At 73.4% G+C, this 13,734-nt stretch carries 13 protein-coding genes; 10 read left to right on the forward strand and 3 right to left on the reverse strand.

Translation table 11 applies throughout. The features are described 5' to 3' along the window. Window positions 1-65: 65 nt before the first annotated feature. From AC3A3L_RS14940 to AC3A3L_RS14965, 6 genes are all read left to right on the forward strand, one after another. Window positions 66-863 (forward strand): aldo/keto reductase, encoded by a 798-nt coding sequence (locus tag AC3A3L_RS14940; protein WP_487640832.1) that lies wholly within the window; start codon window positions 66-68, stop codon window positions 861-863. Window positions 864-947: 84 nt separating this feature from the next. After that, window positions 948-1,457: a GtrA family protein gene (locus AC3A3L_RS14945; protein ID WP_487640833.1), complete on the forward strand. Its 510-nt coding sequence runs from the start codon at window positions 948-950 to the stop codon at window positions 1,455-1,457. Between the two features lie 176 nt (window positions 1,458-1,633). Beyond that, window positions 1,634-4,360: an AAA family ATPase gene (locus AC3A3L_RS14950; protein ID WP_487640834.1), complete on the forward strand. Its 2,727-nt coding sequence runs from the start codon at window positions 1,634-1,636 to the stop codon at window positions 4,358-4,360. A gap of 106 nt (window positions 4,361-4,466) precedes the next feature. Beyond that, window positions 4,467-5,291: an alpha/beta fold hydrolase gene (locus tag AC3A3L_RS14955; protein ID WP_487640835.1), complete on the forward strand. Its 825-nt coding sequence runs from the start codon at window positions 4,467-4,469 to the stop codon at window positions 5,289-5,291. Between the two features lie 13 nt (window positions 5,292-5,304). Next, window positions 5,305-6,138 carry an alpha/beta hydrolase gene (locus tag AC3A3L_RS14960; RefSeq protein WP_487640836.1) on the forward strand — a complete coding sequence of 278 codons (834 nt, stop codon included), beginning with the start codon at window positions 5,305-5,307 and terminating at the stop codon, window positions 6,136-6,138. A gap of 103 nt (window positions 6,139-6,241) precedes the next feature. Then, entirely contained in the window at window positions 6,242-6,808 is a 567-nt protein-coding gene (locus AC3A3L_RS14965) for a winged helix-turn-helix transcriptional regulator (protein WP_487641197.1), read from the forward strand. On the opposite strand, the gene AC3A3L_RS14970 is transcribed toward AC3A3L_RS14965, so the two are convergent. From AC3A3L_RS14970 to AC3A3L_RS14980, 3 genes are all read right to left on the reverse strand, one after another. Beyond that, entirely contained in the window at window positions 6,789-7,670 is an 882-nt protein-coding gene (locus tag AC3A3L_RS14970; RefSeq protein ID WP_487640837.1) for an alpha/beta fold hydrolase, read from the reverse strand. The two genes, AC3A3L_RS14965 and AC3A3L_RS14970, sit on opposite strands and share 20 nt — an antisense overlap. 108 nt (window positions 7,671-7,778) lie before the next feature. Continuing rightward, window positions 7,779-9,062, reverse strand: coding sequence for an RNA polymerase sigma factor (locus tag AC3A3L_RS14975; RefSeq protein WP_487640838.1), 1,284 nt, complete (start codon window positions 9,060-9,062; stop codon window positions 7,779-7,781). Between the two features lie 34 nt (window positions 9,063-9,096). Then, window positions 9,097-9,444: a YciI family protein gene (locus AC3A3L_RS14980; protein WP_487640839.1), complete on the reverse strand. Its 348-nt coding sequence runs from the start codon at window positions 9,442-9,444 to the stop codon at window positions 9,097-9,099. A gap of 179 nt (window positions 9,445-9,623) precedes the next feature. Between AC3A3L_RS14980 and AC3A3L_RS14985 the strand changes: the two genes are divergently transcribed. The 4 genes from AC3A3L_RS14985 (at window position 9,624) to AC3A3L_RS15000 (ending at window position 13,732) form a co-directional block, all read left to right on the forward strand. Continuing rightward, the gene (locus AC3A3L_RS14985) at window positions 9,624-10,778 is read left to right on the forward strand and encodes a PQQ-dependent sugar dehydrogenase (protein WP_487640840.1); all 1,155 of its coding nucleotides are present in this window, start codon (window positions 9,624-9,626) and stop codon (window positions 10,776-10,778) included. A gap of 103 nt (window positions 10,779-10,881) precedes the next feature. Continuing rightward, a complete protein-coding gene (locus tag AC3A3L_RS14990) occupies window positions 10,882-11,331 on the forward strand; it encodes a WXG100 family type VII secretion target (protein WP_487640841.1) in 450 nt (149 codons plus the stop codon). Then, complete coding sequence (locus AC3A3L_RS14995; protein WP_487640842.1) at window positions 11,331-12,269, forward strand: hypothetical protein; 939 nt, start codon at window positions 11,331-11,333, stop codon at window positions 12,267-12,269. The genes AC3A3L_RS14990 and AC3A3L_RS14995 overlap by 1 nt, the downstream gene beginning before the upstream one ends. After that, a complete protein-coding gene (locus AC3A3L_RS15000) occupies window positions 12,266-13,732 on the forward strand; it encodes a PGAP1-like alpha/beta domain-containing protein (protein ID WP_487640843.1) in 1,467 nt (488 codons plus the stop codon). Before AC3A3L_RS14995 ends, AC3A3L_RS15000 begins: the two co-directional genes overlap by 4 nt. Window positions 13,733-13,734: the final 2 nt, after the last annotated feature.

Consider the following 13,734-nt stretch of genomic DNA (forward strand, 5'->3'; position numbering starts at 1 on the left):
GTCTCCCGTCGTCCCGCCCGGGCAGGTGAGGTCCGGTCAGCCGGCCGGCTGACAGCATCGGAGAGGTGACCGACCACGCCCTGCAGCTCCCGGACCAGACCCTCACGCTGACGAGCGGGACGCGCATCCCGCTCCTCGGCTTCGGCACTTGGCAGATCACCGGTGACGACGCCGTGCGAGCGACCGCCGCCGCACTCGAGGCCGGCTACCGGCACCTCGACACAGCGACGGTGTACGGCAACGAGGCCGAGGTGGGGCGGGCGCTGGCCGAGAGCGGCGTTGCGCGCGAGGACGTGTTCGTGACGACCAAGTGCCCGCCCGGTCGCGCCGGTCGCGAGCTCGACACCCTGCGCGAGAGCCTCGACATGCTCGGCACCGACCACGTCGACCTGTGGCTCGTGCACTGGCCGGGCAAGGGATCGACGAACGTCGACATGTGGCGCGCGTTCGTCGCCGCCCGCGAGCAGGGGCTCGCCCGCGAGATCGGCGTGAGCAACTTCGACGCCGCGCTCATCGACGAGGTCACCGACGCGACCGGTGTGCGGCCGGCGATCGACCAGGTGGAGTGGAGCCCGCTCCTCTTCGACGCCGCGACGCTGCGCGAGCACCGCGAGCGTGGCGTGGCGGTCGAGGGCTACAGCGCCCTGCGGGGCGGCACCCTCGACCATCCCGAGATCGTCGCGATCGCCGAGCGGCTCGACCGCACCCCCGCGCAGGTCATCATCCGCTGGCACCTCCAGCACGAGGTCGTCGTGATCCCGAAGTCCGTGCACCCCGAGCGCATCCGGTCCAACGCCGACGTCGGGGGCTTCGTCCTCGGGGACGAGGAGATGGCGGTCCTCGACGGACTCGGGGGCCGCTGACCTTCAGGTAGCGCGCTCACCGCGGCGGGTCCCGATGTCGAGGGCGCGGGGAATAGTCCTCGGTCGCGCGTGTTCACACTGGTCGTGCGCGCCATCGACCCTTCTGCCGCCGCTGTGACGCGGGTGCTGGCTGAGCTGAGTCGGTTCCTCACAGTGGGGGGCGTCGCCACGATCGTCGCTCTCGTCATCTTCAACGGGCTGGTCCACGGCTTCAGCACCGGGAGCGAGGCGCTCCTCGGCGATCGACCGATCCTTGCCTACGTGCTGGCCAACACCGTCGGCATGGTGATCAGCTACCGCGGCGCCAGGAGCTGGGCATTCCGGGACCGCCCACCTCACCAGGCGGACGGCGGCCGGTCGGCGTACGTGCTGATCAACCTGGTCACGATGTCGCTCCCCATCGCGTGCCTCATCGTCAGTCGCGACGTACTGGGCCTCGACGACCCGTTGTCGGACAACATCTCGGCCAACGTCATCGGTCTCGTGCTCGGCCTCGGTGCGCGGTTCTACCTCTTCCGCCGGTTCGTCTTTCGACGTCCCGTGGCGGCGCGCCACCCCTTCGTACGCAAGTCGGACCTCGTCGACGCGCCGTGAGTTGTCGCCGACCGGCGCACACGAGACGTGCTCGGAGGCGATCTACGGGCAGCCCCCGGCTACGCGTCCAGCACGTCGCGCCAGGAGTGCTGCGGCTCGAAGCCGACGAGCTCGCGGCGGTCACCGGTCTGTACCACCTCTGGCGTGCCCTGACTCCATCTCCCTAGAGTCAGCGGGTGGCGAGCGCTGAGCGTCTCCTCGGCCGGCACGCCGAGCGCGAGCGGGTGCGTGCCCTGCTCGGGCATGCCCGCAACGGGCGCGGTGGTGCACTGCTCGTCACCGGGGAGCCGGGGATCGGCAAGACCGCCCTGCTCGACGCCACGACGTCCGACCAGGCAGGGCTGCGCCTGTTGCGGGTGGACGGGTACGAGGCCGAGTCGATGATCCCGTTCGCCGGCGTGCAGCGGCTTGCCATCCCGCTGCGGAGCTACCTCGAAGAGCTTCCCGAGAGCCACCGCCACGCCTTGCGGGTGGCGGCCGGCGCAGCGGAGGGCGACCCGCCCGACCGGTTCCTCGTCGGCCTCGGCGTGCTGGGCCTTCTCGGGGCCGCCGGCGAGGTCGAGCCCGTGCTGTGCGTGATCGACGATGCGCACCTGCTCGACCCGGAGTCGCTCGACGTCCTGGGCCTGGTCGCGCGTCGTCTCGAGGCGGAGTCCGTGGCGCTGGTGATGGCGGGTCGCGACACCGCCCCTGTCGCGACCCAGCTGGCCGGCGTACCCGGTCTTCCCCTCACCGGGCTCGAGCCGGAGTGGGCGCTGCGGCTCCTGTCGGCGTCGCTCCCCGAGCCCATCGACCCGACCGCCGCGGCGCAGGTCATCGCCGCGACCGGTGGCAACCCCCTCGCCCTCGTCGACCTGGCACGGGAGCTGAGCGTACGGCGCCTCACCGAGGTGAGCCTGGCCGACGAGCCGCTGCCGATCGGCCCCCACCTCGAGGCGCTCTACCTGAGGCGGATCCGCCACCTCGCTCCGGACCTCCAGACGTGGCTCCTGATCGCCGCCGCCGACTCCACCGGCAACATCGACCTGATCCGGGCGGCCGGCCAGTCGTGGGGCCTGCCGGACGACCCGGTCGAGGAGGCGGAGTCGGCGGGACTGGTCGAGATCGGCCCCACCATCACGTTCCGCCACCCGCTGGTGCGCTCAGCGGCGTACAACGCGGTCCAGGGCTCCCGGCGCAGGCGCGCCCACCGTGCCCTCGCGGAGGCAGCGGAGCAGCTCGGGCTGGCCGAGGTGGCGGCGTGGCACGCCGCCAAGGCGACGCTCGGCACCGACGCGGAGGTCGCGGACCGGCTGGAGCAGGTCGCGGACGCGGCCGGCAGGCGGGGCGGCCTCGCGTCCCGCGCGCGAGTGCTGGCCCAGGCGTCGGCGCTGACGCCACCCGGTCGCGTGAAGTACGCGCGCCTCGTCGACGCCGCGGAGGCCGCGCTCGCCTCCGGCGCGGCCCAGCTCGCCAAGACCTACCTCGACGACGTGGACGAGGACGCGCTGGACCCCGTGTCGCGGGGCCGGCTCCTCTGGACCCGCGCGAGCATCTCGCTCTTCACCGCCGACCCTGCGCTCATGGAGGCGGGGGCGACCATGCTGTCGGCAGCCGAGTGCCTCCACGGCCACGACGCCGCCCTCGAGCAGGAAGCCCTGATCAAGGCGTTCGAATACACGCTTCCCGCGGAGCGCCTGGCCCGCGGACTGACGTTGTCGGAGCTGGGCGCCCGGCTGCGCAAGGGCGCCGAGCTCCGCGACGGCACGGCGAGCACCATTCTGCGCGGCCTCAGCGCGCACATCCTGCTGCCGTACGACCAGGCCGTGCCGGTCATGCGCACGGCGGTCGAGACGATCCTCGGCCTCGATGCCGCCGGACTGCTGCGCTACGGGGCCACCAGCGTGGCGCTGACGACGGCGCTGTGGGACGCCAGCGCCCGGCGTGAGTGCCTCGAGCGGACCGTGGCCGCGGCGCGCGACGCCGGCGCGCTGCAGCTGCTGGACACGACCTTGTGGATCATGTCGCTGGCCGAGCTCTCCGGCGGCACGCCCCGGAACGCGCACGAGTACATCGAGCAGGTGCGCGAGCTGCGCCGGGCCATCGGGTACGACGCCGAGCACGTCATCAACGTGGCACTGCTCGCGTGGGCCGAAGCGCCGCGCCCCCAGGTCGAGATGATCGCGGACGGCGCAGGCTCGATGGGCTTCGACGGCGTGCGGTCGGCCGGTCAGGCCGCCCTCGCCGTGCGTGACCTGGCCGAGGGCGAGTACGACGACGCGCGCCGCCGGCTCGAGCCCCTGGTGGCGGACCCCTTCCTGCAGGTGACGCCGCTGCAGCTGCCCGACTACGTCGAGGCGGCATGCCGCAGCGATCGCGCCGAGGAGGCGGTGCCCCACGTCGTCCACCTCGAGGAGCTGGCCGGCGTCAACGGGTCGCCGTGGACCGCCGGCGTCGCCCACCGCTCGCGCGCGCTGCTGGCGGAGCACCCCGAGCCGCACCACCGGGCCGCCGTCGAGGCACTGGCCTCGGGTGACCTCACCATCGAGCTGGGCCGCGCGCACCTGCTGTACGGCGAGTGGCTGCGGCGGGCGAGGCGCCGCCGCGACGCCCGCGAGCAGCTCCACGCCGCGCTCGACCTCTTCGAGCACGGCCGGGCTCCTGCCTTCGCCCGACGCACCCGCGCCGAGCTCGCCGCGATCGGCGACCAGCCGACCCCGACCGGCGAGCGGGCGCCGCTCGAGCTCACAGCGCAGCAGCAGACCGTGGCGCGCCTCGCAGCAGCGGGCCACACCAACGCCGAGATCGGGGCGACGATGTTCCTGAGCCCCAACACCGTCGACTACCACCTGCGCCACGTCTTCCACAAGCTCGGCATCTCCTCGCGGCGCCAGCTCGCCGAGCGGCTGGAAGGGACGGACTGAGGGTCCGGGCGGCGGTCGGACTACGTGGTGCACGTGGTCCGCGTGGAGGCCCCTCGCCTCCACGCTCGGAGGGTCCCCCACGACCTGTTCCGACCCAGGAGGCCCCATGCCCTACGTGACCGCCGACGACGGCGCCCGCATCTTCTACAAGGACTGGGGTGTCGACGGCACCCCCGTCATCCTCAGCCACGGCTGGCCGCTGAACGCCGATGCCTGGGAGGCCACAGCCCTGTTCCTGGCCGAGCACGGGCACCGCGCGATCGCCCACGACCGCCGTGGCCACGGCCGTTCGAGCCAGACGTGGGACGGCAACGAGATGGACACCTACGCCGACGACCTGGCCTGCCTGGTCGAGGCCCTCGACCTCTCGGACCTGACCCTCGTGGGCCACTCCACCGGCGGCGGCGAGGTCGTGCACTACGTGGGCCGCCACGGCACGGCACGCGTGTCCCGGCTCGTGCTGGTCTCGGCCGTGCCGCCGCTGATGCTCCGCACGGACGACAACCCCGAGGGCCTGCCGGTCGAGGTGTTCGACGGCATCCGGGCGGGGGAGAGGGCCAACCGCTCGCAGCTCTACCGCGATCTCGCCGACGGACCGTTCTTCGGTCACAACCGGAACCAGGACGTGGCCCAGGGGTTCCGCGACGCCTTCTGGCTGCAGAGCATGGCGTGCGGCCACCGGGCGGCGTACGAGTGCATCGCTGCCTTCAGCGCGACGGACTTCCGTCCCGACCTCGAGAAGGTCGACGTCCCCACCCTGGTCATCCACGGCGACGACGACCAGATCGTGCCGTTCGAGGTCGGTGGCAAGCGGTCGGCAGCCATGGTCGACGGCGCCGAGCTGAAGGTCTACGCCGGCAGCGGCCACGCGCTGCCCGACACCGACCGCGACCGCCTCCACGCCGACCTGCTCGCCTTCATCGACTCCTGAGAGGAACCACGCCATGACCGAGACACGACCCGAGACGATCGTGCTGGTGCACGGACTCTGGATGACCCCGCGCAGCTGGGAGCACTGGGTCACCCACTACGAAGCCAAGGGGCACACCGTGCTCACGCCCGCCTACCCGGGCTTCGAGATCGAGGTGGAGGCCCTGCGGGAGAACCCGCAGGTCATCGCCGACCTCACCGTCCCCGAGACCGTCGACCACCTCGCCTCGGTGATCGAGGGGGTCGGCACCCCGCCGATCATCATCGGCCACTCCTTCGGCGGCACCCTGACCCAGCTGCTCCTGGCCCGCGGCCTCGGATCGGCCGGGGTGGTCATCGACTCCGCACCGACCGAGGGCGTCCGGGTGAACCCGATCTCCCAGGCGAGGTCGCTGTTCCCGGCGCTCAAGAACCCGGCCAACCGGCACAAGGCAGTGGGGTTCACCCCCGAGGAGTTCCACTACGCCTTCACCAACACCCTCTCCGAGGAGGAGTCGCGCGCGGTCTGGGACCGCTATGCCATCGCGGCTCCCGGACACTGGGTGTGGGAGTACGGCCTGTTCGCCAACTTCAAGCCGGGGCACCAGGACACCTGGGTCGACTACTCGGCCGACCGGGCCCCGCTGCTGTTCATCGCCGGCTCGGAGGACCACATCATGCCGCCGTCGGTGAACCGCTCGAACGCCAAGCACTACGCCAAGTCGCCGGCCGTGACCGACTTCCACGAGTTCGAGGGCCGGGACCACTGGACGTGTGCCGCCCCCGGCTGGGAGGCGGTGGCCGACCACGCCCTGGACTGGGCGCTCGAGCACAGCCGTACGACGTCGACCCGCGCGGTCGAGTCCTGACGATCGCGTCGACACGGGCCGGCCCGGCTGCACCAGTCGGGCCGGCCCCGTCGGCGTCCGGGAATCCGGTCCCGCGGCGGAGAACTACAGTGGCGAGGTGTCGATGAAGCTCGAAGGTGCGCTCGCGCTGCGCGACAACCTGCCGGTCGGCACCTACTGCCCGATCGAGCGCACGCTGGCGGTGGTGGGCACCAGGTCGGCGATGCTGGTCATGCGCGAGGCGTTCTACGGGGCGTCGCGCTTCGAGGAGTTCGCCGCACGGGCCGACCTGACCGACGGCACCACGTCGGCCCGGCTCCGCGACCTGGTCGAGGCAGGACTCCTCGAGAAGCGGCTCTACCAGGAGCCCGGCCAGCGCAGGCGGCACGAGTACGTCCTGACCGAGGCCGGGGAGGACCTGATGCCGGCGCTGTTCGCCCTGCTCCAGTGGGCCAACCGCCACGACCCGCCGCCGTACCCGCCACGGCTCACCCACGTGGGCTGCGGCCGCCCGGTGACCATCGAGGCGCGGTGCGACGCCGGCCACCACGTCACGAGCGACGACGTCACGGTCACGGCGGCCGGGCCGTTCGGCCTCGACGCCCCGTCGTCTCCCGCTGAACGACGAACGGGGCCGACCGCCCGAGCGGCCGACCCCATCACGTCATCGGTCAGCGAGCGGCCTCCCTGATCACCTTCGCGACGGCCCGCGGGTGGCTCATCATCACCACGTGGGAGCTGTCCACCTCCACGACCCGGGCACCGGCCCTCTCGGCCATGGCCCTCTGGGCCTCCGGCGGGATGATTCGGTCCTGCGTGGCAACGACGTACCAGCTGGGGATCTCCGCCCAGGCCGGGGGACCGGACTCCGTCTGCAGGGCGGACAGGGCGCCGGGACGCTGGCTCGCCGCCATGAAGCGGGTGGTACGGGCAGGCAGGTCCTGGGCGAACAGGCGGCCGAACCAGGCCGGGTCGATGTAGGCGTCGGCGTTCGTGGGCTGGTCCGGGATCGGCCGGATCACCAGGTGGTCGGTCACGGTGGTGTGGCCGCCCCCGAGGAGGTTCGCCTCGCCCACGTTCTCGCCCTCGTCCAAGGCGTAAGCCGCCACGTAGACCAACGAGCGGACCGAGGGGTTGCCCGTCGCCGCGTTGGTGATGACGGCACCGCCGTAGGAGTGCCCGACCAGCACGACCGGTCCCTCGATGGTGCTGAGGAAGGCGCGGAGGTAGGCGCCGTCGCTGATCGGGTCGCGCAGCGGGTTGGAGAACGCCAGCACCGGGTAGCCCTGGTCCATCAGCTGGGTGGCGACGGCCTCCCAGCCGCTGGAGTCTGCGAACGCACCGTGCACCAGCACGACGGTCGGCCGGTCACCGTGGCCGGAACCGTGGGGATGGGGGTGGCCGCGCCGGTCGGCGTGTGCGGCCGGGGCCGCGGACTGGCCCGGCGGCGAGCCGGAGGTGGAGGTGGCGAGCAGGGTGCCGACCAGTGTCAGCGCCAGTGCCAGTGGCAGCAGGACGGCCGACAGCGGGCGGCTCAGGAACCGGTGTCTCATCAGGGGACTCCTCGTCTCGTGGGGTTCCCCGATCGTCGGGCGGCTCGCCGTCCGTACGGACCACGTGGCCCTCGTAGTCGGCGGCCCGCCACCCGTCCGGTCGGCGACTCAGCCGCCCGATCGCGTTCGGTTCTCCTCCGCACGCCGCAGCAACACCATGCGCTCGCCCTCGTTGCGGGTGAGGGCGGCCGCCTCGTCGAAGGACGACGCGGCGTCGGCGTGGCGGCCGGCCCGCTCGAGCAGGTCACCGCGCACGCTCGGCAGCAGCGGGGAGGCGCCGAGCCCGGACGGGTCCACGGCGCCGAGGACCGCGAGCCCGGCCGCCGCGCCGTGCGCCCGGCCGTGGGCCACGGCCCGGTTGACCTCGACGACCGGCCCGGGTGCCGCCTGCGCCAGGACGTCGTACAGCGCGGCGATGCGGCCCCAGTCGGTGTCCTCGGCACGTGGCGCGGTGGCGTGCTCGGCGGCGATGGAGGCCTGGAGGAAGTAGCGGCCGACGGACCGGCCGCCCGCGGCGAGACGCGAGGCCGTCCCGAGCGCCGCGAGGCCGCGCCGGATCGACAGCTCGTCCCACAGGGCCCGGTCTTGGGCGTCGAGGAGCACCGGGGTGCCGTCGGGGGAGAGGCGGGCCGCGGTCCGCGAGCCCTGCAGCTCCAGCAGCGCCTCTAGGCCGAGCACCTCGGGTTCGTCGGGTGCCAGGTCGGCGAGCATGCGCGCCAGCCGGGTCGCCTCCGCGGCGAGGTCGGGGCGCATCCAGTCGTCGCCCGCGGTCGCGCTGTAGCCCTCGTTGAAGACCAGGTAGACCACCGCCATCACGTCGTCGAGGCGCGCGGTCCGCTCCTCGCCCGTGGGCAGCTCGAGCTCCGCGCCGGCAGCGGTGAGCGTCTTCTTGGCCCGTGAGATGCGCTGGGCCATCGTGCTCTCGCTGGTGAGGAAGCCGCGGGCGATCTCAGCGGTGGTGAGACCGCCGACCAGTCGCAGGGTGAGCGCGGCACGCGACTCGGGGGTCAGCGAGGGGTGGCAGGAGAGGAAGACCAGTCGCAGGACGTCGTCGTCGATGTGGTCGACCTGCTCGTCGAGGTCGGGCACCCGTGCCTCCTCCCCGCCCGCGGCGTGCTCGATCTCGGCCACCTTGCGTCGCAGGGTGTCGGCGCGCCGGAAGTGGTCGACGCCGCGGCGCTTGGCGGTCGTCATCAGCCAGGCGGCCGGGTTGTCGGGGACACCGGACACCGGCCACTGCTCGAGCGCTGCGACGAGCGCATCCTGCGCGAGGTCCTCGGCCAGGTCGACGTCGCGCGTCATCCGGGCGAGGGCGCCGACGAGGCGGGCCGACTCGGCCCGCCACGTGGCGATCACGACCCCCGAGGAGTCGTCGTACGTCCCTGCCGGCACGCCGCCAGCGTAGTGAGGCCGCGTGTGGTCGGGGTCAGTCGCCGGGCGCCTCCGGGCCGTCGGAGACCTGGCGCAGCGTGGCGACCACGGTGACCTCCGGCCAGTGCTTGGCGTGCAGCTCGGCGAAGAGCCGCTGGTCCGCCACGGCCTCCTCGAGGCTGGCGTACTCCATCAGCGACCAGCCGCCGACGACCTCCTTGCCCTCGGCGTAGGGCCCGTCGACGCGGGTGACCTCGCCCTTGCGGACGACGAAGTTCACGGCGTCCTCGGTGCCGAAGAGGCCGCCGCCGTCGAGGAACGAGCCGCTGGCGGCCCGTTCGCCGATGAAGACGTCCATCGCGTCGAACAGCGACTGGGGCGGCATCCCGATGCCCTCTTCCATCCTGACGAATCCCATGAAGCGTGGCATTGCGATCGTTCCTCCTGTTGTGGGTGGGTTCTCGCACGTACGTCGAACGGGTGCGGCGCGGCTCGACATCGGGGCCACACGTTTCTCCGACGACTTTCCGACATCCTTCTCCGACCCGTGACGCGCTTGCCACCCCCGCGCACCATGGGTCCATGAAGCCCCTCGCCCCGGCGCTCGCCGGACTGCTCGCCGCGCTGGCCACCGCCTGCTCCGGGGACACCGCCGCCTCCGGTTCCCTCGGCCCGGCGACGGGGGAGGGTGAGGAGGGCTGGCCGTTCGCCGTCGAGGAGCTCGACCGGCTCGACGATCCCTGGGCGATGGCCTTCCTCCCGGACACCGGCGACCTGCTGATCACCGAGCGCAGTGGCACGCTCCACCTGCGCGACGCCGAGACCGGCGACCGCGTGCAGGTCGGGGGCGTGCCCGAGGTGGTCGACGCCGGCCAGGGCGGGTTGGGCGACGTCCTGCCGGCGCCGACGTACGAGCAGGACGGGATCGTGTACCTGAGCTGGGTCGAGGCGGGTGAGGGCGGCACCGGCGCCGTGGTCGGCCGTGCGGCGCTCGAGACCGACGGAGGCGGGCCGCGGCTCGAGGGCCTCGAGGTGGTGTGGCGCCAGACGCCGAAGGTCGAGGGGGACGGGCACTTCAGCCACCGCCTCGCGTTCTCCCCCGACGGGGAGCACCTCTACGTCTCCTCGGGCGACCGCCAGCTCGGCGACCCCGCCCAGGACACCGGCAACACGCTCGGCACGATCGTGCGGCTCACGCCCGACGGCGCGCCCGCTCCCGGCAACCCGCTCGCGGACCGGGGCGGGGTGAGCGCCGAGATCTGGAGCTGGGGCCACCGCAACCCGCTCGGCCTCGAGCACGCCCCGGACGGCACCCTCTGGTCCTCGGAGATGGGGCCCCAGGGCGGCGACGAGCTCAACGTGGTCGAGCTGGGCTCCAACTACGGCTGGCCCGAGGTGTCCGACGGCAGCGACTACGACGGCGGGGAGATCCCCGACCACGCGGACGGTGACGGGTACGCCGCTCCCGCACGGTCGTGGAACCCCAGCATCTCGCCGGGCAGCCTGATGGTCTACGACGGCGACCTCTTCGAGGACTGGCAGGGCGACGCCTTCCTCGGGGCGTTGTCGGGGGAGGCGCTGGTGCACGTCGAGCTCGACGGCCGGACCGCCGGCGAGGCGGAGGTCTTCGACATGGGCGCGCGGATCCGCGCCGTCGAGGAGGGCCCCGACGGCGCGATCTGGGTGCTCGAGGACGAGGGCGCCGGACGCCTGCTCCGCCTCACTCCGGCCGGCTAGCGGGGCTCTCCACAGATCGTCCGGACCCGGTTTCCGGCCGACGGCGCGCGGGCACCTGAGCGCCAGGCGCACCAAGGCGCCGACGGCGGCAGGAGACGCACCCATGTACGGAGACACCGCGGCCATCCGGCGGCTCGCCCGGAGGATGAGCGAGCAGGGCGACGACATCCGGCTGGACGCCGACCGGCTGGTGGGCGCGTCGCAGCAGGTGCTGTGGGAGGGCCGCGCCGCGCAGGCGATGCGGGAGCGGATGGCGGAGCGCGCTGTCGCGCTGCGGCGGACCGCCGACCGTCACGACGACGCCGCGCGGGCGCTGCGGCACCACGCCGACGAGGTCGACCGGCTCAAGGACCTCATCCGGGAGGTCGCGCAGCGGGTGCGCGGCCTCGTCGAGGGCGCGCGGGCGCGCCTGGCGGACCTCGCCGGCCGGGTGGTGGACCTCGCCGGGTCACTCACCCCCGACCCGGCGGACGAGCTGCTGGCGGCGTTCCGGCCGCCACCCGACGGGCACCGGGACTGGCTCGACGTGCGGCTCCCGGGCGGCGGTCGGTGATGCCGGTCGTGGTCGGTCCGGACGGCACCGAGCTCCAGCGGCGCTACGCCGCGCCTCGCCGTGACGTCGTCTCCCGCGCGGCGCTCGACCGGCTCGGCGAGCTCACCGGCGCCCCGTCGCCCGTCGCGGCGCTGTGCGCCGGGATCACGACGGTGGCCGGGTTGGGAGCTCGGCTCGGAGCCGAGACCCGGCCGGTGGGAGGAGCCCCCGCTGACGGCGATGCCGACGAGTCCCTGGCCTCGGCGGGCCTCCTCGACTCCCGCGTCCTGACCGAGGAGGGGCGGGCCGTGATCGCCGTGTGGCACGCGCCGGTGCTCGCGGTCGACCTCGAGATGGTCGTCGCGCTCCGCGGCGGCACGGTCCGGGTGCGCAGCAGCCACCGCAACGCGGCTGGCCGGGTGGTCTGCCTGTCCACGACGGACGGCCACACCTACGAGCTCAGCCGGCTCGCGGCCGACGACTGGTGGCTCGAGCTCGCCCGCGCTGCCCACGTCGACACCCGGACGCTGCGTCCCGCGTCCGCCGTCGAGGTGGTCCCGGACGTCGTCGAGACGCCGTGGGAGCTCCTGCTGGCGGCCGGGGAGGCCGTCGCGCGCCGACGTGACGACCTCCTCGACCAGCTGGTGTCCGACCATGCGGGGACGACGCTCGCCGGTGACGCGCCCGACGCCGTCCGTGTCGCCGACGACCGTGACGTACGCCGGTGGCACGAGCGGCTCGAGACCACGTCGCGCGGACGGCTGCACGCCGCCGTCATGGGCCGCAGCGGGCGTGGACGCCCTGGCGCGGGCGTCGTGGAGTGGGTGCTGTTGCACGACGGGTGGCGGTCGTTGACGCCGTTCACCCGCGACGGCTGGGCCATGGTGCGCATCGAGCGCAGGGAGCCGGCGGACCTGCCCAGGGACCTGTCGGTGCGAGCAGCGGCGGTGACCTCGTGAGCGGCGACGTCCTGCCCCCGATCGAGTCCGTGTCGGGCGGCTCCCACGGCGTCCGCGCCGGCTACGAGCAGATGCTCGCGATGGCCGCGCGCTACGAGCGGCAGGCCGGCGACCTCGCCGAGATGGCCGCGACGGGCGCACGCGTGATGGCCGACGGAGACCTCCTCGAGTCGTCCGTCCTGTCGCCGCTGTCCTTCGCCGAGGCGGAGGTGCAGGTCCTCGACGCCACCACCGGCGCAGACGGGGTGACCGTCCGGGTGGTCGGCATCGAGGCCGACGCGCTGGGCGTCCGCGCGGTGGTGGCCGCGTTCCGGGCGAGCGACGACCTGGCACGACACCTGGGCGAGACGATCGACAACACCCTGGGCCGGCTGGTGGGCCAGTCCCTTCCGCGCGCCCTCCCGGCGCTGCTCGTGGCAGGAGGGATCGGCTACGCCTGGTGGTCGACCCTGACTCCCCAGGAGCAGGACGCCGTCGGCGACGGGCTCGTCGAGGACCTGGGCCGGCTCGTGCACGACCACCCCGACCTGGCCCAGCACCTCGTCAACAGCGGCGGCGGTCTCCTCGACGGCCTGACCGGCGGCGTGGTCACCGGCAGCGCTGCCTTCCTCGACGCCGGCGACGGGCCGGTCCGCGGCGCCACCACCAACGACGCCGCCCGGTTGATGGCCCTGCTGCTCGGCAACGACACGGACGTCACGGTGACCGCGTTGCCCCGCGTCGAGGGTGGCGCGAGCGAGGCACAGCCCGACAGCATCCGAGGACTGGTCGAGCAGTTGGCCGCGACCAACGACCTCGACGCCGGTCGCGACGGGGCCGGCCTGCACGGAGCGATCCAAGTGCAGCGCGTGGGACAGGAGCCGGACGAGCGCTACATCGTCTACCTCCCCGGCACCGACGACATGGGGCCGGTCCCCGGACCGGGTGGCCCGGTCCGCGACATGGAGACCAACTACCAGCTCATCGGCGGGATGGACAGCGCCTATGGTCGCGGCGTCCAGCAGGCGATGCTCGACGCCGGCCTCGAGGGCAAGGACGTCATGCTCGTCGGCCACTCGCAGGGTGGCATGGTGTCGGCGTCGCTGGCAGCGGACGCGGAGTTCGCCCGCCACTTCACCGTCCAGCACGTCGTCACCGCCGGGTCGCCGACCGCCCAGGTCGAGGCGCTGCCGTCCGGGACGTACGCCCTCCACCTCGAGAACCGGGGCGACGCCGTGCCGCTCCTCGACGGGGAGGACAACCCGGACCAGCCGCACCGCACCACCGTCCTGTTCGACGGCGGCACCCACGACCTGGCCGACAACCACTCGTTGGACCACTACGTCGACGGAGCGGCCGCCGCCGATGCCTCGACCAACGGGTCGATCCGGGACCAGGTCGAGCGGATGCGCGCGGACGGCTACCTCGGCAGCGGGTCGGGCCCGGTGCAGACCTTCGTCCTCACGCGAAGCACGGGCGGATGATC

This window comes from Nocardioides sp. Soil_C_8, assembly GCF_057656315.1.

Coding starts and splice junctions, on each gene's coding strand:
- AC3A3L_RS14955 (WP_487640835.1), top strand. CDS start 4,467: ATGCCCTACGTGACCGCCGACGACGGCGCCCGCATCTTCTACAAGGAC.
- AC3A3L_RS14960 (WP_487640836.1), top strand. CDS start 5,305: ATGACCGAGACACGACCCGAGACGATCGTGCTGGTGCACGGACTCTGG.
- AC3A3L_RS14965 (WP_487641197.1), top strand. CDS start 6,242: ATGAAGCTCGAAGGTGCGCTCGCGCTGCGCGACAACCTGCCGGTCGGC.
- AC3A3L_RS14970 (WP_487640837.1), bottom strand. CDS start 7,670: ATGAGACACCGGTTCCTGAGCCGCCCGCTGTCGGCCGTCCTGCTGCCA.
- AC3A3L_RS14980 (WP_487640839.1), bottom strand. CDS start 9,444: ATGGAAGAGGGCATCGGGATGCCGCCCCAGTCGCTGTTCGACGCGATG.
- AC3A3L_RS14985 (WP_487640840.1), top strand. CDS start 9,624: ATGAAGCCCCTCGCCCCGGCGCTCGCCGGACTGCTCGCCGCGCTGGCC.
- AC3A3L_RS14990 (WP_487640841.1), top strand. CDS start 10,882: ATGTACGGAGACACCGCGGCCATCCGGCGGCTCGCCCGGAGGATGAGC.
- AC3A3L_RS14995 (WP_487640842.1), top strand. CDS start 11,331: ATGCCGGTCGTGGTCGGTCCGGACGGCACCGAGCTCCAGCGGCGCTAC.